Origin of the sequence: Elioraea sp. (assembly GCF_022842375.1) — a bacterium.
Classification (GTDB): domain Bacteria; phylum Pseudomonadota; class Alphaproteobacteria; order Acetobacterales; family Acetobacteraceae; genus Elioraea_A.
The window spans coordinates 1-22,859 of record NZ_JALHPR010000045.1 but is presented as its reverse complement, the minus strand read 5'-3'; the positions used below and the strand labels follow the sequence as shown (position 1 = coordinate 22,859).

The following is a 22,859-nucleotide window of genomic DNA, read 5'->3' as shown; positions in this document are numbered from 1 at the left end:
CCGGCGCCCCGCCGGCCCGCGTCGCATAGGCCAGCTCCCCCGCGATCCGCTCCGCGATATCGAGGCGCACCAGGACCGGTCCGAGCGTGACGAACCCCATCGCCTCGGCGAAGCCCTCCGGCCAGGAGGGGTCGGGGCGGATGCTGACGGCGCCTGGGTTCGGCAGCGCGGGCGTCGGGCTGATGCCGCGAGCCGTCGCCCACAGCAGCGCCCGCAGCACAGCTGGCCCTGGCCGCAGCAGGGCAGGCACGAACGCCGCGTGCCGGCCGATGCGGATGCCGAGGCGCCGCAGCGCCCCGCGGTGGGCGAGCATGTCCTGCCCCGGCTGTCCCACGGCGACGCCAAGCCCCTCCGACAGCCGGTGCGCAAGACCACGCAGCGACGGCTCTGCCTCAACAGCGGCAGCAAGGGCGAGGAGCGGGCCGAGCACGCGCGCGATCCTGCCGCCGAGCCAGGCGGCGATGCGGCGACGGATGCGCTCGCGTTGCGCGCCATCGAGGAAATCGCCACCGGGCACGACCACCAGCGGCCGCAGCGGATCGGCCCCCGCGGCAAGCCGCGCCACCTCGGCCCCCCGCCAAGCGATGCGGCCTGCCTCGTTCACCGCGAACCCGTCATCACCCTCCGCCTCCAGTGCAGCGACCCGGCGCGGGATCTCGCCGGCCAGTGCCCGGCGCGCGGCGCGCAGCACCGCCTGGCGGCCGATGCCGGTCGTGTCGGGATCGGGGTGGAACACGAACCCCTCGACGCGCCCGACGCCGTGGCCCTCGACCACGACCGCCCCCTCGCGCGTGACGGCCGACAGCAGATCATCCTCCCCGCCGGCATCGAGGCGGCGGATCAGGTGGGCCGCGCGGCGATCGACGAAACGCACCGTCAGCCGCTCATGCAGCGCATCGGAGATGCGGTCCTCCAACGCGCGGGTGGCTGCCTGCAGCGTCTCGGCGTCCTCGACCCAGCCGGGGCGGGAGGCGACATAGGCCCAGACGCGCACGCCCGAGATGCGCGCCATCAGCGTGTCGAGGTCACCATCCGTACGGTCGAGCGCGGCGAGCTGGGTGGTGACAAACCCCGCCGCGAGGCGGTGCGGCGGCGCTCTCAGCGCATGGAAGATGCGGCCGCAGAGCCTGGCGTGGCTGTCATCGCCGAGGCGGCGATAATCCGGCACCTGGCACGCCTCCCACAGCATGCGCAGCGCACGTCGCCCGATTGCGGCCTCGCGGATGTCGGTGTCGCGCGCGAGCGATGCCAGCGCGAGGTGGTCAGCCGCATCGACCCCGCGCACCAGGCCCGGACGGGGGCTCGGCTGTTCGAGCGAGCCGAGCAGCGCGTCGAGGCTGGCGAAGTCGAGCGCGGCGTTCCGCCAGTACAGGTGGTCAAGCGCATCGAAGCGATGGTTCTCCACCGCATCGGCCAGTTCCGGCATGAGCATCGGCGCATCGGCCGTCGTGCCGAAGGTGCCATCGGCCATGCCGCGCCCGGCGCGCCCGGCGATCTGGGCGAGTTCCGTCGCGTACAAGGCGCGGGGGCGGTGGCCGTCGAACTTTCCCAAGCCGGCGAACGCCACATGGTTGATGTCCATGTTCAGGCCCATGCCGATCGCATCGGTCGCGACCAGGAAATCCACCTCCTTGGCCTGGTACATCGCCACCTGGGCGTTGCGCGTGCGCGGGCTGAGGCGGCCCATCACCACCGCGCAGCCGCCGCGGCGGCGGCGGAGCGCCTCGGCGATCGCGTATACATCGGCCGCCGAGAAGGCGACGATCGCCGACCGCGGCGGCAGGCGGGTGAGCTTTGCCGGTCCGGTATGGGTGAGCTTGGAGAGCCTCGGCCGCGTCTCGACCGCGGCATCGGGCACCAGGCGGCGGAGCAGGGGGCGGATCGTCTCCGCCCCCAGCACCATCGTCTCCTCGGTGCCGCGGGCGTTCAGGAGCCGGTCGGTGAAGACATGGCCGCGATCGGGGTCGGCGCAGAGCTGGATCTCGTCAACGGCCAGGAAGGCAAAATGCCGCTCGATCGGCATTGCCTCGACGGTGCAGCAGAACCACCGCGCGGTGGGCGGGACGATCTTCTCCTCGCCGGTGACGAGTGCCACCTTCGACGGCCCGACGCGGGCGGCGATTCGGTCATAGTTCTCCCGGGCGAGCAGGCGGAGGGGAAAGCCGATCACGCCGGTGGCGTGCGCCAGCATGCGCTCGACCGCGAGATGGGTCTTGCCGGTGTTGGTCGGGCCGAGCACCGCGCGGACGCGGGGCTTCTCGAGATCACCGCCGGGCATGGGCATAATGTGGACGTGGTGGCGACCGCTTCGCAACGCCCGCGACACTGCATTGCGGGAACGTCATGCGGCGGCGTGAGCCCCAGCCGGGCTCAGCGGAGCGAAAGGCGGCCCGTGCCGACGACGGCCCCCAGGTTTCGGGCCTGGAGGATCAGCGCCACGCCATCGGCCCCGGCGATGTCGGGGCGGTCGAACTGCACCAGTGCCGGCGTCCGTTCGACGACCGCGACGATGCCGGCCTGGCGCACCACGTTCACGTGGTGGAGCATGTGTCCGGCATTCTCGCCATGCGGCACGAACCGGCCATCGGCGCTGCCATACATCACCGCCCAGAGCTCGAGCGCGACCGTCACGTCCTTCATCTCAGGCACCTCGACCTGGAACCGCTCGACGGCCCCGGCCTCGCGGGTGATGGCCAGCAGCGCGGTGGGGGCGGCGTCGGCGATGAGGCGCATGATGCGCGTCTCGTCACTGCCGACGGCAGCGACCCCGCCCTGGATGACCATCTGCGGCGTGTAGATGCTGCGGCTCCGCATCGTCCGCGCATAGCCGCGCTGGCGGCGGGCGGAGGCAGGGATCGCGAACGGGTCGGCCCAGCCCATGTGGTCCCAGTAGGCCACGTGGAAGGAGAGGACGAGCAGGTCTTCACGCGGCGCGAGGGAGGCGAGCAGCCTGTCGGCCGGCGGGCAGGCGGAGCAACCCTGGCTTGTGAAAAGCTCCAGCAGGATGGGGCCGCGGGCGGGCTCGGCGACGATGGTTGCCGTACGCTCGACCTGCGCAGACACCCGGCCAGCGAGGGGCAGGGCGGCGAGAACGGCACAGACAAGGGTGAACAGGCCACGACGCATGCGAAACATCGTGTGGCGATGCCGCTCCAGTTCCAACGCAAACGCGCGTGATGGCGCCATTTTTCCTCGTTACCGTGGCGTCGGTGACAGACGGTGGTGATCAGAGAGGGCCGCGAGGCCAGTCGGGAACGCGGGCGGGCGGGGCCGGGGGTCGAATCGCCTTCTACTATGCCGCGGTTTTCGTTGGACCGGGAGTAACGCTTCCATTTCTTCCCGCATTCCTTGCATCACGTGGGCTTGATCCCGCCGAGGTTGCGATTGCGCTGACGGCGCAACAATTCGCACGCCTGCTCTCAGGCCCGCTGATCGGCCGCGCTGCCGATGCGATGGGCGATCGCCGACGCATCGCGGCTCTCTCGGCCGCCGCGGGGGTGCTGGCAGCCCTCGCGGTTCTCATGTCCTCGGGGCCGCTGGCGCTGGTGCTCGCCTGCGGGCTTGCCGGCGCGGTGACGGCCCCGCTCGTGCCACTCGGCGATGCCGTGGCGCTGCGCGCCGCAGGGCTTGGCCTCTGCGATTTTGGGCGCGTCAGGGGCCTCGGCTCGATCGCCTTCGTGTTGGCGACCCTCGCGGGCGGCGTCGCTGTGCGCCATCTCGGGGCGGGCATCGTACCGCTGGCTATGGCAGGAGGGTTCGCTGCGACCGTCGCGGCCGCGCTCCGGCTGCCGGCCATCGAGACGCCGCCCGCTCGCGGGCGTGGGCTCGGGGCGGCGCTCCTACGGAGGCCTGGCTTCGCGCTGCTGCTGCTCGCCTCTGGGCTGATCCAGGGCAGCCATGCGCTGCATTACGGGTTCTCGGTCCTCGCCTGGGCCAGCGCGGGGATCGGACCGGACCTCTCCGGGCTGCTCTGGACCGTCGGCGTGACAGGCGAGATCGCGCTGCTGCTGTTTGGCCGCGCCTCGGCCACCCGCATCGGGCCGGTGGGGCTGCTCGCGGTCGGTGCCGGGGCCGGCATCGTCCGCTGGGTGGTGACGGCGCTGAGCGTCGACCCCTGGATCATCGGACCGCTGCAATTGCTCCACGCACTCAGCTTCGGCGCGACCATGTTGGGGGCAGCGTCGCTGCTCGTCCGCCTCGTGCCGCCGGAACTGGGTGCCACGGCGCAGACGCTGCACGCGGCCCTCGGCCCAGGCCTCGTGACGATGCTGCTGACGGCAGCGAGCGGGCCGCTCTACGCCCGCTTCGGCGGCGCGGCCTTCCTTGCCATGGCGTGCGTGTGCGCGGCAGCGCTCATCCCCACCGCGCTGCTCGCGCGGCGGGGGGAGGCGCGCAGCTAGGCTCGGCGCGAGCTACTTCTTCTCGATGTTCCAGAACACCATCACCGGCGCGGCGAGAACGCCCTCGACATTCGACCGCCGCGCATAGGGCACGTCGGCCTGGCCGAGGATGACGTAGGGCTGCATCTGCGCCAGCCGCGCCTGGAGCTGTTCGGCGATGCGCTTGCGCGTCGGCTCGTCCGCCGCGTCGATGAAGGCGGCGCGCAGCTTCTCCGCCTCCTCGTCGCACGGCCAGCCGGCCCAGTTGCGTCCATCGCAGGCCATGTTGGTGCCGATGTTCGTCAGCGGGTGGAACATCGTGGCACCTGACGCACCCGTCACGAACAGGTTGTAGCCGCCCTGGTCCGGCGGGTCCTTCTTCGGCTGGCGGGTGATCACCGTGCCCCAGTCATTGTACTGGAGGTCGACATTCATGCCCGCCTGGCGCATCCCGGCCGTGACCACCTCGGCCATCCGCCCGATCCAGGGGATGTCGTTGGTCGTGACGAACACGAGGCGCTCGCCGCGATAGCCGGCATCGGCCAGCAGCGACCGTGCCCGCTCGATGTTCGGCCGCGCATAGGCCTCGGAGCCCGCCTCGGACGCATAGGCCGTGCCGCAGACGAAATAGGCCCCGCACCGCTTCCACCACCGCTCGTCGCCGAAGCCCGCCGTCATCGTGTCGGCCTGGTTCACGATGTAGGCGAGTGCCAGCCGCGCGCGCGGATCGTTGAACGGCGCATGCAGGCTGTTCGGACGCAGCATGCCCTGGGTGCCGAGCGGGTTCAGACGGTCGAGCACCGTGCCGCGCTGGCGCGCGACGATGGGCACCAGGTCGGTCGCGACCTGTTCCCACATGTCGATCTCGCCAGACTGCAGCGCGGCGGCGACGGTGGACGCGTCGGGGATGTTCCGCCACTCGACGCGATCGACCTTCACGACGCGCCCGCCGGCCAGCCCGTCGGCCGGCTCGCTGCGCGGGCGGTAATCGGGGTTCTTCTCGTAGACGACGCGCTGGCCCGCCATCCACTGGTCACGCACGAAACGGAAGGGGCCTGACCCGACGGTGGTGGTGACGGGCCGCCCCGGATCGGTCTGCGCATCCTCCTCGCGCATGATCGCGGGGATCTGCCCGACGGCGGAGCCGAGCGCGTAGGTCATCAGGCCGAAGGGACGATTCAGCACCATCGTGAACGTGCGCTCATCGACAATGTCGAGGCTGGCGAGCGAGTCGCCGAGGCGCGACCCCACGGTGTCGCGCGCCATCCAGCGGCGGAGCGAGGCGGCGACGTCGCGCGTCGTCACCGGCTTGCCGTCATGGAAGCGCTGGCCCTCGCGCAGGGTGAAGCGCCAGGTGAGCTGGTCATCGCTCACGCTGAACGTGTCGACCATCTGCGGCTTGGGGGAGAGAGAGCTGTCCCACGCGAACAGCGTCTCGTAGATCATCAGCCCGTGCATGCGGGTGATGACGACCGAGACGGCAACGGGATCGAGCGTGCGCAGATCGGCGTGCGGCACGACGCGCAGCACCGATTGCGCCGACGCCGAAGGTGCGAGGAGGGGCGCGGCGAGGGTGGCGGCGAGCCCTGCGGCAAGAAGCGTGGTGCGGAACGTCATCGTCATTCTCCCAGATCAGGCCCGGTGGAAGTCCAGCACGCGGCAACGGTTGGTGACAACCCGAACCGTATCACCCGCGAGATGCAGGCACGGGCGTTGCGACCATGGCCCGTCGCCGCGCCACCCTTCAGGTGCTGATCGCCTTCCAGCCGGAGCCGGGCATGCTCCAGCACCCCGCGAAGGCTTTGGTGAAATCGGTCCAGAAGGCCTTGGTCATCTCGGCGACGCGCTCACACGCGTTGTCGAGATCCATCGTCCCGCCCTTCGCGGCATCGACGACCTTCGTCGCAGCGTCGATGGCAACCTGATGGGTTGCCTTGACCTGCTTGTAGGTTGCACTGACATCGAAACCGGAGGGCAGGCCCGCAGGGTCCTCGAGCACGCGGAACCCGAGTTCGTGGGTGAAGGTGTTGTTGTTCTGCGGCGCCTTGAGGATCGCGGTCTTCCCTTTGGCCTTCAGCGCCCGGGCGAAGTCCTGGGCCGAACCCTGGCCGGTCGCGCAGGAGACGACGTTGATCATCCCGGCGGCGCTCGGCAGGGCCGGAGCGATGAGGGTCGCAAGGTCCTTCGGCGCCATCCCGCAGACCACCTGCGCGTTGCCGTGCCCGCAGAGCCACAGGACCCACCCATCCTCGTTCACGATCGCGATCGGAGGCGGGACGCCGCTCTTCAGCAGGAACACGCCGGCGCAGTTGGTCAGCGCCGTCTTGATGAAGTGTGCGCGGCAGAACGTGATCCAGTCGGAGCCCGTCTCGACCAGGGCGATGTAGATGCGGCTCATCCTCGTGCCTCGCTCTCGTGGTGTCGCAACAGCAGGACGCTTCCCCGACCCTGTCGGCCGCGCGCCGTCCGGCCGCGCTCACTGGCAATCGTGTTGAGAGGTGGCTGCCGCCTTCAGGACATCGAGGCTCGGCGGAAGTTCAGCACGCGGCAGCGGTTGGTGACAACCCGAACCGTATCGCCCGCAAAACTGAGGCACGGGCGTTGCGACCACGGACCGTCGCTGCGGCGGAACAGCGCACGGCCCACGCCGAGCGGCGTGAGCGGCATCGTCGCGCGCAAGGTTCCCGCGCCCATGGTCACCGCGCCGTCGGCGATGGTGAAGGATGCGCCGAACGTGTCGTTGCGCCATTCGCCTGCCCAGGCAGGGTCGCACGCCGCATCGCCCGGCACCGGAACGAACCGTCGCTGTGCGTGGTTGATCTCGCCCGCGATCGCCGCTCCCTCGTTCCTGAGCCTGATCCACATGTACGGGCTGCGAGAGACGGCCCAGCCATCGCCGCCGTCGTAGAGGCGTTCCGTCGCGCCGAGGAACGTCACGCTGCCATCGGCCACCTCGATCCAGAACGGCCCGCCATCCTCAGCCGCGTAGAGGCCGGGGCGGAGAGCGCCTGGCGCAAGCGGCGGCGACTGCGTCACGCCGAGCCCTGCCGCCATCACCGCGAGAGCGACGCCGAGGCTGTCGGTCTCCTCCCTGTTCGTGAGCACGACGACGCCGGCGTTGAGCTCGCGGCTGACCAGCACGTGGTTCTTGAAGCCCGGCAGCGACCCGCCGTGGCCGAAGAACATGTGCGGCCCGAGCGGCGAGCGCCCGAGGCCGATTCCGTAGCCGGTCTCGCGCCCATCCGTCAGCCGCCGCGGGGCGGAGAGCGTGTCGAGCACGCCGTCGAGCGGACCTGAGCCTGCGATCAGCGCCGCGCACCAGAGGGCAAGATCGGTCGCCGAGCCTGCCATGCCGCCGGAGCCGGAGAAATGCGGCCCGTAGCGGCCCTCATGCCAGAGCCCGTCGCCATCCTTCCAGTAGCCGCGCGCGAGGCCCGGGACTGGGTCGGTCCAGTCCTCGGGGAAATGGGTCGCGCGCAGGCCGAGGGGGCGGAAATACGCCTCGCGCCAGGCTGGCCCGACCGGCCCGATGCGCTTCTCGACCACGTGCTGCACCAGACGGTAGCCTGTGTTGGTGTAGCTGATCTCGCTGCCTTGGGCGTAGTTGAGCGCCGGCAGCTTCGAAACGAACTGATAGAGCATCGCGCGCGACATCGCGGCAGAGGGTGGCGTGTGCGTCTGCCACGCCGCTTCCATCGCATCGGGGAGGCCCGAGGTCATGTCGAGCGCGCGACCGATGGTGACCGCGCCGACGGCCGGCGAGAGCTCGGCGAGGTGGTGGCCCAGCGTGTCGTCAAGCGCGAGGCCCGCCCGCAGCGTGGTGGCGGCGAGGACCTGCTTGGTGATCGAGGCCCAGCGGAAGCCCGTGGCAGGCGTGATCGCGAGCGGGGTGTTGAGATCGGCAAGCCCGCCGCAGGCAGCGTGGGTGGGCCCGTCGCGATCGAGGAGGATGATCGCCCCGCCCGGGCCGCCTTCGGCGCGCCAGACGGCGGCGAGGGTTTCGGCGTGGGCGGCGGCGGCGGAGGGATCGAACGTGTTCATGCGCGGAACGGTCGCGCGCCGGGCGGGAAAAGGGAAGGCCCCTCACATGCCTCCCAGCACCCTCACCCTGTCCCTCTCCCACGGGCGGGAGAGGGAACGCCTCCCGGCACCTCGCCACACGGTTCCCTCTCCCCCCTCGGGGGGAGAGGGTCAGGGTGAGGGGGCCTCCAGCGCAGCGGCAATTGTCTCCATCACGCCCGCTGGGTTGGAGAGCACATCGTTGTTCCAGACCCTCAGCACACGCCACCCGAAACGTCGCAATGCGGCGTCACGCGCGGCATCCGCGGCGCCCCCGTGCTGGCCGCCATCGACCTAGACGGCGACGCGCGCAGCATGACAGGCGAAGTCGAGGATGTACGGCGGAACCGGGTGCTGCCGCCGGAACTTTGCTCCAGCGAGGGATCGTGACCGCAACAGCCGCCACAGCACGCGTTCGGCGTCGGTCATCGTGCGGCGAAGCGTGCGTGCGCGGACGGTGGGTCGCATCGCGGAACGATACGGGACCGCCCTCACCCTGTCCCTCTCCCGCACACGGGAGAGGGGACGCCCCCTGCGACACCGCGCCACACGGTCCCCTCTCCCCCGCTTGGGGGGAGAGGGTCAGGGTGAGGGGGCACTGACGGTCGTGAGGCGGCGGTCGGCCCTCAGGCCGCCTTCGCCATCCCGCGCAGCACGTATTGCAGGATGCCGCCGTGGCGGTAGTACTCCACCTCGTCGAGCGTATCGACGCGGCAGAGCACCGGCACCTTGTCCACCACGCCACCGGCACGATGGATCACGAGTGAGAGCTCCATCCGCGGGCGCAGCGCCGTCAGGCCCTCGATGTCGAGCACCTCCTCGCCGGTGAAGGCGAGCGTCTTGCGGTCCATCCCGTTCATGAACACAAGCGGCAACACGCCCATGCCGACCAGGTTCGAGCGGTGGATCCGCTCGAAGCTCTCGGCGATCACGGCCTTCACGCCGAGCAGCATGGTGCCCTTCGCCGCCCAGTCGCGCGACGAACCGGTGCCATACTCCTTGCCGCCGATCACCACGAGCGGCACGCCAGCCGCCTTGTAGCGCATCGCCGCATCGTAGATCGGCATCACGTCACCGGAGGGGTAGTGCTTGGTGATGCCGCCCTCGATGCCCGGAACCATTTCGTTCTTGATGCGGATATTGGCGAAGGTGCCGCGCATCATCACGTCATGGTTGCCGCGGCGTGCGCCGTAGCTGTTGAAGTCGCGCTGCGCGATCTGCCGCTCCATCAGGTACTCGCCGGCAGGAGAGGCCTTCTTGATCGACCCTGCCGGGCTGATGTGGTCGGTCGTGATGCTGTCGGCGAGCAACGACAGGATCCGCGCGGCCTTGATGTCGGTGATCTCGCCCACCGCCATCGTCATGCCGTCGAAATAGGGCGGGTTCTTCACGTAGGTGGAACCATCGTTCCACCGATACGTCTCGCCGCCATCGACGGCGATCGACTGCCACTGCTTCGGGCCCTTGAACACATCGCCATACCGGCTCCGGAACATCGCGCGCGTCAGCGTGCCGTGCACCGTATCCGCGATCTCCTTGTTGGTCGGCCAGATGTCGCGGAGATACACCGGCTTGCCGTCACGCCCCGTGCCCAGCGGCTCGGTCGCGACGTCGATGTTCATCGTGCCGGCGAGAGCGTAGGCGACGACGAGCGGCGGCGAGGCGAGGTAGTTCGCCCGCACGTTCGCATGCACGCGGCCCTCGAAGTTTCGGTTGCCCGACAGCACCGAGGCGACGACGAGCTTGCCGTTCTCCACCGCATCCACGATCGGGTCGGCGAGCGGCCCGGAATTGCCGATGCAGGTGGTGCAGCCATAGCCGACGAGGTTGAACCCCATCGCGTCGAGATCGACCTGCAGCCCCGCCTTCTCGAGATACTCCGTCACCACCTGCGAACCGGGGGCGAGCGAGGTCTTGACCCACGGCTTCACCGTGAGCCCCTTCTCGCGGGCCTTCCGCGCGACGAGGCCGGCGGCCACCATCACGTAGGGGTTGGAGGTGTTGGTGCAGGAGGTGATGGCAGCGATCACCACGTCGCCATGGCCGAGCTCATAGTTCGTGCCCTCGACCGGCATCCGCTTCGCCACGTCGGCCGGCGCGACGCCGAGCGACTTCGTGAGCTCCTCCTTGAAGGACTTCGTCGCGTCCTTCAGCAGCACGCGGTCCTGCGGCCGCTTCGGCCCGGCGAGCGAGGGCTCGACCGTTCCCATGTCGAGTTCGAGCGTATCGGTGAACACGGGGTCGGGCGTGTTCTTCTCGCGGAACATGCCCTGCGCCTTCCAGTATTCCTCGACGAGGGCGATGCGGTCCTCCTCGCGGCCGGACAGGCGGAGATAGTCGATCGTCGCGGCATCGACGGGGAAGAACCCGCAGGTGGCACCATACTCGGGCGCCATGTTGGCGATGGTCGCACGGTCGGCCAGCGTCATCTCGTCGAGGCCGGGGCCGAAGAACTCCACGAACTTGCCGACGACGCCCTTCTTCCGCAGCATCTGCGTGACGGTGAGCACCAGGTCGGTCGCGGTCGCGCCCTCGGGCAGGCGACCGGTGAGGCGGAAGCCGATCACGTCGGGGATCAGCATCGCGATCGCCTGGCCGAGCATCGCGGCCTCCGCCTCGATGCCGCCGACGCCCCAGCCGAGCACGCCCATGCCGTTCACCATCGTGGTGTGGCTGTCGGTGCCGTAGCAGGTGTCGGGGTAGGCGATCTCGACACCGTCGATCGTGTCGGTCCACACGGCCTGGGCGAGGTATTCGAGGTTCACCTGGTGGCAGATGCCGGTGCCGGGCGGCACCACGCGGAAGCGGTTGAAGCTCCCCTGGCCCCAGCGCAGGAACACGTAGCGCTCGGCATTCCGCTCGAACTCGACATCGACGTTCTTGCCGAAGCTGTCGGCCTTGCCGAACTCATCGACCATCACCGAATGGTCGATCACGAGGTCGACCGGCACGAGGGGGTTCACCTTCTGCGGGTCACCGCCCAGCCGGATCATGCCATCGCGCATCGCCGCGAGGTCGACCACGGCGGGAACGCCCGTGAAGTCCTGCATCAGGATACGGGCGGGGCGGAACGGCACCTCCTTGTCGGAGCGGGCGGCACCCAGCCACTCGGCGATCGACTTGGCGTCGGTCACCGAATAGGTGCGCCCGTCCTCGAAGCGGAGGATGTTCTCGAGCAGGATCTTCAGCGTCACCGGCAGGCGCGCCAGGTCGGCGCCGAGCGCCTTCGCAGCCTCGGGGATGGAGAAGTAGTCATAGCTCTTGCCGCCCGCCGTCAGGGTCCGGCGGGTCTTCAGGCTGTCCTGCCCGATCATTCTCATGGGTTCGCTCCGCGTTTGACGCGGCGAGAGGGCGCACAGGGCCCGGCCGCGTTTGCGGGACAACCGCATACACCATAGGGTTGAACGGTCCAACAACGAAGGATTCGCGATTCTTGCTCCAGGCCGATGCACTTGCCGCAGAGCGTGGGGGGAGAAGCGTATTCGCGGGCGTGAGCTTCACCCTCACCCCCGGCATGGCGCTCACCCTCACCGGGCCCAACGGGGCGGGGAAAACCACGCTGCTGCGCGTCCTCGCCGGGCTCGGACGGGCGGCTGCCGGCCGGCTGCTCTGGTCGGGGGAGGATGCGATGGCCGACCGTTCGGCCCATGCCGCCAGGCTCTCCCTCGTCGGCCACCAGGATGCGATCAAGACGGCCTTCACCGTGGAACAGGCCCTGGCGCACGAGGGGCGGATAGCGGGCGTCGACCCGGCGCATGCCGGGGCGGCGATGGTGGCGATGGGGCTCGCCCATCTCGCCGCGGCCCCCATCCGCATCCTCTCGGCCGGGCAGCGGCGGCGCGTCGCACTCGCCCGCCTGCCGCTCGCCCGCCGCCCGCTCTGGCTGCTCGATGAGCCGACCGTCGCGCTCGACCATGCCGGCGTCGCGGCGCTCGGCGCGGTGATGGCGGCCCACCGTGCGGCGGGGGGCATCATCGTCGCCTCGTCGCACCTGCCACTGCCGCTGCCGAACGCCGCGCAGCTTCGCTTCAACGTACGCCCCCGCGAGGACGTGGACGCGGCATGAGCATTTTCTGGGGGATGCTGCGGCGCGACCTCGCCCTCGCCCGCCGCAACGCCGGCGACACGCTCGCGGCCGTGGCCTTCTTCCTGCTCGCCGTCGGGCTGTTCCCCTTCGGCGTCGGCCCTGCACCCGAGCTTCTCGCGCGCATCGCCCCCGGCGTGGTGTGGGTCGCGGCCCTGCTCGCGGCCCTGCTGCCGCTCGACCGGCTGCTCGGCGCCGACTACGAGGACGGAACGCTCGACCAGGCGATGCTGTCGGGCCTCGACCCCGCCCTGGTCGCCGGTGCCAAGGCCGCCGCGCACTGGCTCTCGACGGGCGTGCCCCTGCTGATCGCCTCGCCGTTGGCCGCGATCATGCTGAACCTGCCGCTCGAGGGTCTTGGCGTGCTGGTCGCGGCGCTGGCGCTCGGCTCGCTGATCCTGTCGCTGCTCGGCACGGCGGGGGCGGCACTCACGCTCGGCGCGCGGCGCGGCGGCGTGCTGCTGCCGCTGCTCGTGCTGCCGCTCGCGATCCCCGCGCTGATCTTCGGCGTCGCGGCGGTCGAGGCGGCGGCGTCAGACATGGCGGTGCGGCCGCATCTCGCGATGCTCGCCGCGATGGCCGCCGCCGCCCTGCCGCTCTGCCCGCTTGCTGCTGGGGCCGCGCTCAGGGCGGCTACTGAATAGCGGTCGTCAGCCCCAACGAATGGGCAGCGTCCGCGCCTGCTGCACGGCCGTGTAGGAGATCGGCGCGAAGCCGGCCTGGAGGTTGCGGTGCGCGACGTAGCTCTCGGCGATGCGCTTGGTCAGCGCGTCCTGGTCGTCCCGCAGTTCCTTCAGCACCTCGCCGGCGGCGTTGCCGAGCGCGATCAGCAGGTCGCGCGGCGCTTCCTTCACCTGCACGCCGTGCCGGTCCACCGCCTCCTTCAGCGCGATCGGATGGCGATAGTCATACTCCGTCAGACCTTCCATGTAGCTCGCTTGTGCTGCGAACCGGATGGCGGCCTTCAGGTCATCGGGCAGCGCGTCGTACTTCGCCTTGTTGACGCCGATCTCCTCCGACGACGACGGCTCCTGCACGCCGGGGGTGTAGAAGAACTTCGCCACCTGGTGGAAGCCCAGCGTCATGTCGTTCCAGGGGCCGATGAACTCTGCCGCGTCGATCGTGCCCGATTGCAGCGCCTGGAAGATCTGCCCCGCCGGCAGCGTGACGACGGACGCACCCGCACGGCGATACATCTCCCCGCCAAGCCCGGCATTGCGGTAGCGCAGGCCCCGGAAATCGTCGATCGAATTGATCTCCTTACGGAACCACCCCATGAACTGCGGCCCGGAATCCCCACACAGGAACGGCTTCAAGCCGAACCGCGCATAGGCCTCGTCATACAGCGCCTGGCCGCCGCCCCAGTTCATCCAGCCGACGAGTTCCTGCGCCGTCATGCCGAAGGGGAAGGAGCCGAAGAAGCCGATGCCGCGCAGCTTGCCGAGCCAGTAGGCCGGCACGGCGTGATAGAGCTCGGCCGTTCCCTGGCTCACGGCATCGAACACGCCCAAGGGCGGAACGATCTGGCCGCCGCCGAACACCCGCACGGTAAGCCGCCCGCCCGTGAGCAGCCCGATGCGCTCTGCCACCCGGTTGGCCGAGACGCCGGGGCCAGGCAGGTTCATCGGCCAGGCCGTGACCATGCGCCACTCGATGCGCCCCTGGCTGATGGCCGGTGCCGGCAGTGCGGCAGCACCAGCGGCAGCGGCGGCCACGACGGCGCCGCGACGGGAAATGCGTGTTGTGCTTGTCATCCTGGTCCTCTTCTCATCCGGATCGGTCGTTTCGCCGCCCGGCCTTTTCCCCCGCAGAAGCGAGCCGTGATCGTTGCCACGGAGCGCGATTCCTGTCCGCGGCGGATCGTAGCCTAACTCGACCAGGGGTACATCCCGACCAGGATTTTCGGGAGATGAGGAGAATCGTGCCGGCGCGCGCCGCCTCGTCCACGGGGCGCGCCGGCACCGCTCACCGATCGACGCGCCGATAGGTGATGAGAAAGCGGACCGGGCCGCGCTCGGGATGTGCCGCCCATTGCATCACGTCGGTCGATTCCTGGAGCAGGTTGCCATCCAGGCGGAACGATCGCCGCTGTTCCGTCCCGACCAGGGCGGGGTTTGCGGCGACGTCGACGCGCGTGGTCCAGCTGCTCGCGTCGGTGGTGTAGGGGCCGGCATAGGCGACCATGGAGAGGAAGAGCGCAGCGCGATCCTGGTCATTGGCGGGCGCGGTGCGCCCCTCATTCGTGATCAGGACGAGCATGCGCCCCTCGGGCGTGAAGGCGATGTAGCCGCCTGGGTGCGCTCCCCGTGCCGGCTCACGCGCCCCGGTCGCCTGGCTCTCCGCTTCGAACGAGACAAGTTGCCAGGTTCCGACGAGCGGGGACGGGCCCTGTGCCAGGGCAGGCCCGGCCGGGATGAGGGCAACAGGGGCGAGGGCAAACAGGCATGCGCCCAGGAAAGCCGCGCGGGTGTTCATGGCTGCCTCCGTGATGTTGCGCATCGCGCCGCTGAGCCGGCCCGTGCGTCCACGTTGACAGCTAATGATCAGCCGCCTCGCCAGCGCATTGATGTGCAGCAATCGAGCAGCGCAGGACGCCGTCAGGGTGACGCCGACGACGCCCGCCACACCACGGGAAACACCTCGCTGTCCATCGGCGCGCCCGGCTCGGGCCCGCCTGCCTCCGGTGGCGGCGGGCTCATGAACCCCTCGCGCAGCACGAAGCGCGCGTCATCGCCCGTCCACCGCACCGACACGGCACGGCGGCGATGGGTGGACGACGCGTTGCCCGGCGCGCCGTGCAGCGTGAGGCCATGGAACACCACGCAGTCACCCGGCTCGAGGTCGAAGCCGACAAGGTCGTACTTGTCGCGGTTGCCGGCGATGTCGGGAACCGGAATGAAGCGCGGGTCGTTCGCCGGGTGGTTCGCCTGGTCGGCGAAGCGGCGCGGCGTGTACCAGGTGCGCGCGAGATGGCTGCCACGCACATACTCGACGCCGTTCTCGCGCGCCACGGGGTCGAGCGGGATCCACATCGAGCACACCTGCTCGCCATCCACCGTCCAGTAGGGCTGGTCGTTGTGCCACGGCGTCGGCTCGCGCGTGCCGGGTTCCTTCACCAGCACATGCTCGTGGAACACGTTCACCTTGCCGCTGCCCATCAGTCGCCCGGCGAGAGCGGCGGCGGGGCTCCCGGCCAGGAAGCGGCGATAGCCGTCGATGCGCTGCCAGTTGCAGTAGTCGCCGAAGAACATGCCGGGGCTGCCCTCTGGCGTGTAGCGCTTCCCGTAGCGCCCGGGGTTGCGCATGTTCTCCTCGACGCCCTCGCGCAGCGCCTCGATCCAGCCCGCGTCGAACACGCCGGCGAGCTTCACCACCCCGTCCCTGGCGTAGGTCTCGATCTCGGCCTGCGTCGGCCGCGCCGGTCCCGCGAACCCGTCCATCACCCTGCCTCCACCACCGTTGCGGGGAGTGTAGGACGAGCGGCGTTGCGCCGTCATTCCCCCCGTAGGGAACGGGCGAGCAGCCCCTCGGCCAGCGCCGGTGCGGTGGCGTGGCCGGCGACAAGCGCCGCCACGGCCTCGGCGATCGGGAGCTCCACGCCATGGCGCGCGGCGCGGGCAACGAGGGCGGGCGCGGTCGCCACCCCCTCCGTCACCCCGGCACGCGCGGCGAGGATCTGCGCGAGGCTCCCCCCCCGCCCGAGCGCGATGCCAAGCAAGTGGTTGCGGCTCGCCCCACCGGTGCAGGTGAGCACAAGGTCGCCGAGGCCCGAGAGGCCGGCCGCCGTCTCCGGCCTGCCCCCTTCGGCGGCAACCAGCCGGGCGAGTTCCGCCACCCCGCGCGTGATCAGCGCCGCGCGCGCGTTCTCGCCAAGCCCAAGCCCCTCGACCACGCCGGCCGCGATCGCCACGACATTCTTCGCCGCCCCGCCGAGCGCAGCGCCAACGAGATCAGGAGAGGGGTAGAGACGCAGCCGCGCGATGGCGAGGTGGGCAAGGAGGGCCGCGCGCGCCGCCGCATCGGGGGCGGCGAGAACGGCAGCGGCGGGAAGCCTCGCGGCGATCTCGTGCGCGAAGTTCGGCCCTGTCAACGCGGCGAGCGGCACGTCGGGCAGCGCGGCGGCGACGATCTCGTGCGGCAACTGCAACGTTGCTGCATCGATCCCCTTGGCGCAAAGCACGGCGGGCGCGACACCCGGCCAGTGCGGCGCGATCGCCCCGGCAACGACGCGCAGGCCCTGCGTTGGCACCGCGAGTAGAACGGCGTCCGCATGCGCGAGCGCCGCGGTCGCATCGGCGGTGACCGCGAGCGCCTCGGGCAGCGTCACGCCAGGCAGCAGCCGCGTGTTCTCGCGCGTCACCGCGATCTCGGCCGCGCGATGCGGGTCGCGAGCCCATAGCGTCACCGCGCGCCCTTCCTGCGCGAGCCTGACGGCAAGCGCCGTTCCCCACGCACCCGCACCGATCACGGCGATGCGCGCGCTCATGCCGCGGCATCCAGGTGAACCGCACCGTCAGCCACGTCGGCCAGCCGTGCGGCGAGGGCGGCGAGGATCGGCTTCGCTACCTCCCCGAAACGATACGGCGCGTTGACGATCAGCAGCCCGGAGCCGTTCAGCCGCGTCGGGTCGAGTGGCGGGCGGAGATAGAGTGCTGCGTCGAGCAGCTTCGGCAGGCGTGCCTCCCGCACGGCATCGCGAAGCGCGCGCACAGGGGCCAGGTGCTTCACGGGATACCACGCGGCGAGGACCAGCGTCGGCGCGGCACGGTGCGCGGCGATGAGGGCTGCCACCAGCTTCGCTGCCTCATCCTCCGCCTCGTAGGGCGGGTCGAACAGCACGAGGCCGCGCTTGAAACCCGCTGGCGGCACGAGGCCCTTCAGCACGTAGGCATCGCCCTGCCGAACAGTGATGCGCGCATCGCCCGCGGCCCATGCCGCGAGTGCCGCATGCTCCTCCGCGTGCTTCTCGTTCGCGACCAGCCTGTCGCCCTCGCGCAGCAGCGCGCGGATGATCGCCGGCGAGCCAGGGTAGAGGCCGAGCCGTTGCACGAGCGTGACGTATTCGGCAAGCGGTTCCGGCGTGTCGGCGAGCAGCCTGCCGATCCCGCCCTTCCATTCCCCCGTCCGCATCGCCTGGTCGCCGGCCAGGTCGTAGGTGCCGCGGCCGGCATGCAGGTCGGCCACCGCGAAGGGCGTGTCCTTGCGGCGCAGCGCGCCGAGCAGCCCGACGAGCAGCGCATGCTTCAGGCAATCGGCGTGGTTGCCGGCGTGGAAGCCGTGGCGATAGTTCACGCAGCCTCCCCCACCCCTGCGCCCAGCGGCCAGCGCGGCCGTGGCGCGACGTCCATGCCGTCGGGCGCGAGGCCCGTGCGCAGCCGCTCGATCGCGGCCCAGGCGACCATCACGGCATTGTCGGTGCAAAGCCGGATGGGCGGTGCGGCAAGCGCGAAGCCGGCGCGCGCGCATGCCTCGGCCAGCCGCGCGCGGATCGCGCCGTTGGCCGCCACGCCGCCGCTGACGACGAGTGTCGCCGCATACCCGTGCCGCGCGACGAAGGCGGCCATCGCGCGGCCAGCACGGTCGGCGAGCGAGGCGGCGACGGAGGCCTGGAACCCGGCCGCGAGATCGGCGGCGTCCTGTCGCGGCAACGCGCCAAGCGGATAGGTCGCGGCAATCACGGCCACCGCCGTCTTGAGGCCCGAGAAGGAGAAGTCACAGCCCGGCCTGCCGACCATGGGTCGCGGCAGGCCGAAGCGCTTCGCATCGCCCTCCACCGCCAGCGCCTCGATCGCCGGCCCGCCCGGCCAGCCGAGGCCGAGCATCTTGGCCACCTTGTCGAACGCCTCGCCAGGCGCATCGTCGAGCGTCGTTCCGAGCAACGTGTGCGCGCCCGGCCCGGCGGTTTCGGCCAGCAGGCAGTGCCCGCCGGAGACGAGCAGCGTGAGATAGGGGAAGGCGGGCGGCGCACCCAACATCGGCAGGCGGGCCGACAGCGCATGCGCCTCGAGATGGTTGATCGCGAGGAAGGGGATGCCGCGCGCGAGCGCGAACCCCTTGGCATAGCCGGCGCCGACCACGAGCCCGCCGATCAGCCCGGGCCCCGCCGTCGCCGCGACCACGGCGGGCGCGGGCTGGCCATCGAGAACGGCCTCGACCATCGCCGGCAGCCGGGCGAGATGGGCGCGGGCGGCGATCTCGGGCACCACGCCGGCATAGCGGACATGGTCCTCATGCTGGCTGAACAGCGCCTCGGCCAGCACGGTCCCGTCCGGCGCGAGCAGGGCAGCGGCAGTTTCGTCGCAGCTCGTCTCGATTCCCAGGACCGGGCCGGGGACGAGACCGGCAAGGTGACCGGACAGCTCCATTGCCATCGGCGCACTTCCCTCCATGTGGGGGGCGTTGTAGGCACCCCAGCAATGTCACGCCACCCCACCAGTTCCCCCCCCAGCCAGAGAGACGGCGTCCTCGCCCCGCACCCGCCGCCGCGCCGCGGCAGGGCCGCGCTGCCGCTGCGGATCGGCACGCGCGCCTCGCCGCTGGCGCTCGTGCAGACGCGCATGTTCATGGCGCGGCTGGTGAGCTTCTGCCCCGTGCTGAAGGCGGCGGAGGCGTTCGAGGAGCATGCCATCACCACCACCGGCGATGCCGTGCAGGATCGCTCGCTGGTCGACATCGGCGGCAAGGGGCTGTTCGCCAAGGAAATCCATGAGGCGCTGGCCGATGGGCGGGTGGATTTCGCCGTCCACTCGCTGAAGGACCTCGAGACGGCACTGCCCGACGGCATCGTGCTCGCCTGCTGCATGACGCGGGAGGATGCGCGTGATGCGTTGATCCTCGGCCCGCGTTGCGGCGTCCCCGACGCGGCTGACCCCTTCGCCGCCATCCCGCCTGGCGCCGTGATCGGCACGGCGTCCGTCCGCCGCGCGGCGCAGCTGCTGCATCGGCGGCCTGACCTTCGCCCGGCCCTGATCCGGGGCAATGTCGCCACCCGCATCGCCAAGGTGCGGGCTGGCGTGGTGGATGCGACCTTCCTCGCCTATGCCGGCCTCCGCCGCCTCGGGCTGGAGCGCGAGGCAGCGCTGGTGATCGACGCGGCAATGATGGTGCCGGCTGCGTGCCAAGGCATCGTCGGCGTCACCGTGCGCGCGGCGGACACGGAGCTGCACGACCTGCTGTCCGGCATCGAGGACCCGGAGGCCGCGGCGGTGAGCCGGGCGGAACGGGCGATGCTTGCCGCCCTCGACGGCTCCTGCCGCACGCCGATCGGCGGCCATGCCACGCTGGGGGCGGATGGCACGCTGCACCTGACGGGCCTGGTCGCGCGGCCCGATGGGTCTTTCCTGCTGCACCGGGCGATCAGCGGCGCGCCGGTGGACGCGGAGGCGCTGGGCAGGACGCTCGGCGACAGCCTGCGCCGCGACAGCCCGGCCGACATCTTCCAGCCATGAGAGCCCATTTGCGGGCTCTGCGTGACGCATCAGCATGACCGGCACGGGGCTCGTCCTCGTCACGCGGCAGGAGCCTGATGCGTCGGAGACGGTCGCGCGGCTTGCTGCACACGGCCTCACCGGGCTCGCCGCCCCGCAGCTGAGGATTGCACGCGTGAAGGGGCCCCTGCCGCAGCCGAGGGCCGTCCAGGCCGTTGTCCTCGGTAGCATGAACGCGGTGAGACACCTGCCGGCCCGGTTCCGGAACCTGCCAGCGCTCGCGGTCGGCGATGCAACGGCGGCATCGGCACGCGCTGCCGGGTTCCGCGAGGCCGCGAGCGCATCAGGCGATGCGCGTGACCTCGCAGCACTTGCCGCGCGCTTCTGCGACCCCGCCGGTGCGCCGCTGCTGCTCGCGACCGCCGAAGGTGCCGGGATGCCGCTGGCCGCCGACCTCAGGGCGCGCGGCTTCCGGGTGCTGCGCCGCGTCGTCTACCGCGTCGTGCAGCGGCCGACGCTGACGCCCCCTGTCGCTGCCGCGCTGGCCGAGGGGCGGGTGTCGCATGCGTTGTTCTTCTCCCGCTCGGCGGCACGCGCGTTTGCGAGGGTCGCGCGGGCGCGGCGGCTGACGCATACTCTCCAGGGGGTCACGGCGCTGGCGATCAGCCCAGCCGTGGCAGCAACGCTCGCGCCCATGGGGTTCGGGCCGGTGCTGGCCGCTGCGCGGCCCGACCAGGACAGCCTGCTCGCCCTCCTCGGCGGGCGGACCGGGAAGAGGGGGCGGGAATGACCGACGAGACGCGGGCGGAAGGCAACGCCAAGCCGGGGAAGCCGGCCGTTCCCCAAAGCGGCACACCACCCAGCGGGCCGAAGCCCGAGGCGAAGCCGGTTGACATCAAGCCCGAGGCGAAGCCGGCGGAGATAACGGCCCAGGCGAAGCCGGTTGACATCAAGCCCGAGGCGAAGCCGGCGGAGATGACGGGCCAGGCGAAGGCCGCCGATCGCCCAGCGGCGTCCTCGCCGCCGAAGCCGCCCGAGTCCAAGTCCCCGGAAGTGAAGCCGGCGGCCCAAAAACCAACTGATCAGAAACCCGCAGGGATGAAGCCCGATCAGAACCCACCCGCCGCCGCGCGGGGAGAGCGCAGCCATTGGCCGCTCTGGGCAGCGATCGGCGTGGTCGCGATCGGCGTCATCTGGCTCGCGATCGACCGTGGCGGCCCCGCGGGCGTGCAGGACCCCGCCCTGTCTGGCCTCGCCGGCCGTGTCGCCGCGCTGGAATCGCGGCCACTCGCGGCACCTGCGCCCGACGCCCGCGTCGGCGCGCTGGTCGAGCGGATCGCGGCCCTGGAATCCCGCCCTGCGCCATCAGGTCAGGCAAACGACGCCGATGCGCGTGCCGCGCTCGCCGCGCTGACCGCCCGTCTCGCGGCCCTCGAATCCCGCCCCGCACCCGCTGCACCACCGCCACCGGTCGACGATCAGGCCCGCGCGACCATCGCCGCACTGACCGCCCGCCTCGCCGCTCTCGAGGCACGCCCGGCACCCCCCGATCCGCGCGAGGCGATCGCCGGCATCGAAGCGCGGATGTCGGCGGTTGCCGCCGTCGCCGCCGCCCTCGAGGAGGGCAAGCCCCTCGGCGCTGCCCTCGGCCAGTTGCCGGCCGGCACCACGGCGCCAGCCGCGCTCGCAGCCTTCGCCACCGCTGCGCCGCCAACACTGGCGGAACTCCGCCTCTCCTTCCCCGAAGCCGCCCGCGCCGCACAGGCCGCCTCGGAAGCCGAGGGCGAGGGCTTGTGGGAGCGCGCGACCTCGCGGCTCGCCGGCATCGTGACCGTCCGCAAGGGCGGCGAGGTGGTGGTGGGCGACGCGACGGCTGACCGGCTTGCCGCGGTCGACCGTGCGTTGACCGCCGGCGACCTTGCCGGCACCGTCCGCGCAGCAGAGGCCGTGACCGGCCGCGCAGGCGAGGCGCTCAGCACGTGGCGTGCCCGCGCTGCCGCCCTGCTTGCCGCGCGCTCGGCGCTCGGCTCCCTCGCCTTCTCACGCTGAGGGGCGGGAGCGATGCGCCGCGCCCTTCGGATCCTCATCCCCCTCGTCATCGCCGTCGCCGCCGCGCTGTGGCTGATGGCCAACCCCGGCCGCATGCAGCTCCAGTCCGGCGACGTCACGGTCGACGCGCCGCTCTGGCTCGGCGGCGTGGCGCTCGGGCTGCTGCTCGCCCTCGTCGCCCTCACGGTGAAGCTGTTCACCGGGTTCCGCGCTGCGCTGTGGCGGAGGCGGGTGCGCCGCGCCGAACGACGCCGCGAGGAGGGTGACAGGTCGCTCGTCGCAGCGCTGGCCGCGCTGGCCGCCGGCGACGGATACGGCGCGCAGCGCGACGTTGCCCGCGCCCGCAAGCGGCTGGGCGATACGCCGCTGACGCTGCTGGTCGCCGGCCATGCCGCGCGTGCTCTCGGCAACCAGGGCGCGGCGAGGAGGGCCTTCGGCGCGCTCGCCGATGTCGGCCCGCCAGGCGCGTTCCTCGGCCATCGCTGCCTCGCAGCCCTGGCCGTCGAGAAGGGCGACAAGGATGAGGCGGCAGCCTCCGCCCGCGCGGCGCTGGCGATGCGCCCCGATGCGCCCTGGGCACGCTCGCTGGTGTTCGATGCCGCCGCGCGGGCCGGTGACTGGCGCGCGGCACTCGCCCTCGCCCCGAAGGGGGACAAGGGCTCCGACGCGGCGATGCGGCGTGCCGCGCTGCTGCTCGGCGCCGCTGCTGACGAGCCTGACAGCAAGGCGTCGCTCAGGATGATCGAGGAGTCGGTCGAGCTCGCGCCCGGGCTTCCGGCGGCGCACGCGGCCCGCGTCGCGGCGCTCGAGGCGCGGGGCCAGCGGCGGCGGGCGGAAGGCGCACTCGAACGTGGCATGATA

Annotated in this window: 19 protein-coding genes and 1 pseudogene; 7 read left to right on the top strand and 13 right to left on the bottom strand. The window is 71.3% G+C overall.

Going from position 1 to position 22,859, the window contains the following annotated elements; genetic code table 11:
- On the bottom strand, positions 1-2,278 hold a 2,278-nt coding region (locus tag Q0C38_RS21790; RefSeq protein ID WP_291299243.1), incomplete at its 3' end, for a helicase-related protein.
- 92 nt (positions 2,279-2,370) lie between these two features.
- The gene (locus tag Q0C38_RS21785) at positions 2,371-3,126 is read right to left on the bottom strand and encodes a thioredoxin family protein (RefSeq protein WP_291299242.1); all 756 of its coding nucleotides are present in this window, start codon (positions 3,124-3,126) and stop codon (positions 2,371-2,373) included.
- Between the two features lie 50 nt (positions 3,127-3,176).
- Here Q0C38_RS21785 and Q0C38_RS21780 point away from each other — a divergent pair, with 50 nt between their 5' ends.
- Positions 3,177-4,400 carry an MFS transporter gene (locus Q0C38_RS21780; protein ID WP_291299241.1) on the top strand — a complete coding sequence of 408 codons (1,224 nt, stop codon included), beginning with the start codon at positions 3,177-3,179 and terminating at the stop codon, positions 4,398-4,400.
- Between the two features lie 12 nt (positions 4,401-4,412).
- Here Q0C38_RS21780 and Q0C38_RS21775 read toward each other — a convergent pair whose 3' ends face one another.
- The 5 genes and pseudogenes from Q0C38_RS21775 to acnA form a co-directional block, all read right to left on the bottom strand.
- Positions 4,413-5,996 carry an ABC transporter substrate-binding protein gene (locus Q0C38_RS21775; RefSeq protein WP_291299240.1) on the bottom strand — a complete coding sequence of 528 codons (1,584 nt, stop codon included), beginning with the start codon at positions 5,994-5,996 and terminating at the stop codon, positions 4,413-4,415.
- 127 nt (positions 5,997-6,123) lie between these two features.
- Entirely contained in the window at positions 6,124-6,777 is a 654-nt protein-coding gene (locus tag Q0C38_RS21770; protein ID WP_291299239.1) for a hypothetical protein, read from the bottom strand.
- 113 nt (positions 6,778-6,890) lie between these two features.
- Positions 6,891-8,420, bottom strand: coding sequence for a serine hydrolase (locus tag Q0C38_RS21765; RefSeq protein WP_291299238.1), 1,530 nt, complete (start codon positions 8,418-8,420; stop codon positions 6,891-6,893).
- A gap of 150 nt (positions 8,421-8,570) precedes the next feature.
- Positions 8,571-8,906: pseudogene (locus tag Q0C38_RS21760) on the bottom strand (endonuclease domain-containing protein).
- A 158-nt stretch (positions 8,907-9,064) separates the two neighbouring features.
- Positions 9,065-11,758: an aconitate hydratase AcnA gene (acnA, locus tag Q0C38_RS21755; RefSeq protein ID WP_291299237.1), complete on the bottom strand. Its 2,694-nt coding sequence runs from the start codon at positions 11,756-11,758 to the stop codon at positions 9,065-9,067.
- 80 nt (positions 11,759-11,838) lie between these two features.
- On the opposite strand from acnA, the gene ccmA reads away from it, so the two are divergent.
- Complete coding sequence (gene ccmA / locus Q0C38_RS21750) at positions 11,839-12,504, top strand: heme ABC exporter ATP-binding protein CcmA (RefSeq protein WP_408870056.1); 666 nt, start codon at positions 11,839-11,841, stop codon at positions 12,502-12,504.
- Positions 12,501-13,166, top strand: coding sequence for a heme exporter protein CcmB (ccmB, locus tag Q0C38_RS21745; protein WP_291299235.1), 666 nt, complete (start codon positions 12,501-12,503; stop codon positions 13,164-13,166). The genes ccmA and ccmB overlap by 4 nt, the downstream gene beginning before the upstream one ends.
- A 6-nt stretch (positions 13,167-13,172) precedes the next feature.
- Here the strand turns inward: ccmB and Q0C38_RS21740 are convergent, their stop codons facing one another.
- From Q0C38_RS21740 to tsaD, 6 genes are all read right to left on the bottom strand, one after another.
- Complete coding sequence (locus Q0C38_RS21740) at positions 13,173-14,276, bottom strand: TRAP transporter substrate-binding protein (protein ID WP_291299234.1); 1,104 nt, start codon at positions 14,274-14,276, stop codon at positions 13,173-13,175.
- Positions 14,277-14,487: 211 nt separating this feature from the next.
- On the bottom strand, positions 14,488-15,147 hold the full coding sequence (locus Q0C38_RS21735; protein WP_291299233.1) for a lipocalin-like domain-containing protein: 660 nt from the start codon (positions 15,145-15,147) through the stop codon (positions 14,488-14,490).
- Positions 15,120-15,962: a phytanoyl-CoA dioxygenase family protein gene (locus Q0C38_RS21730; protein ID WP_291299232.1), complete on the bottom strand. Its 843-nt coding sequence runs from the start codon at positions 15,960-15,962 to the stop codon at positions 15,120-15,122. Before Q0C38_RS21730 ends, Q0C38_RS21735 begins: the two co-directional genes overlap by 28 nt.
- Before the next feature lie 53 nt (positions 15,963-16,015).
- On the bottom strand, positions 16,016-17,008 hold the full coding sequence (locus tag Q0C38_RS21725) for an NAD(P)H-dependent glycerol-3-phosphate dehydrogenase (protein WP_291299231.1): 993 nt from the start codon (positions 17,006-17,008) through the stop codon (positions 16,016-16,018).
- Positions 17,005-17,814 (bottom strand): 23S rRNA (adenine(2030)-N(6))-methyltransferase RlmJ, encoded by an 810-nt coding sequence (gene rlmJ, locus Q0C38_RS21720; protein WP_291299230.1) that lies wholly within the window; start codon positions 17,812-17,814, stop codon positions 17,005-17,007. The genes Q0C38_RS21725 and rlmJ overlap by 4 nt, the downstream gene beginning before the upstream one ends.
- Positions 17,811-18,893 (bottom strand): tRNA (adenosine(37)-N6)-threonylcarbamoyltransferase complex transferase subunit TsaD, encoded by a 1,083-nt coding sequence (gene tsaD, locus Q0C38_RS21715; RefSeq protein WP_291299229.1) that lies wholly within the window; start codon positions 18,891-18,893, stop codon positions 17,811-17,813. The genes rlmJ and tsaD overlap by 4 nt, the downstream gene beginning before the upstream one ends.
- 45 nt (positions 18,894-18,938) lie before the next feature.
- Here tsaD and hemC point away from each other — a divergent pair, with 45 nt between their 5' ends.
- The 4 genes from hemC to Q0C38_RS21695 form a co-directional block, all read left to right on the top strand.
- Entirely contained in the window at positions 18,939-19,970 is a 1,032-nt protein-coding gene (gene hemC / locus Q0C38_RS21710; RefSeq protein WP_291299228.1) for a hydroxymethylbilane synthase, read from the top strand.
- Between the two features lie 34 nt (positions 19,971-20,004).
- Entirely contained in the window at positions 20,005-20,739 is a 735-nt protein-coding gene (locus Q0C38_RS21705; RefSeq protein ID WP_291299227.1) for a uroporphyrinogen-III synthase, read from the top strand.
- Positions 20,736-21,998: a hypothetical protein gene (locus Q0C38_RS21700; RefSeq protein WP_291299226.1), complete on the top strand. Its 1,263-nt coding sequence runs from the start codon at positions 20,736-20,738 to the stop codon at positions 21,996-21,998. The genes Q0C38_RS21705 and Q0C38_RS21700 overlap by 4 nt, the downstream gene beginning before the upstream one ends.
- 12 nt (positions 21,999-22,010) lie before the next feature.
- Positions 22,011-22,859 (top strand): heme biosynthesis HemY N-terminal domain-containing protein (locus Q0C38_RS21695; RefSeq protein WP_291299225.1); only part of this gene is annotated, 849 nt, incomplete at its 3' end.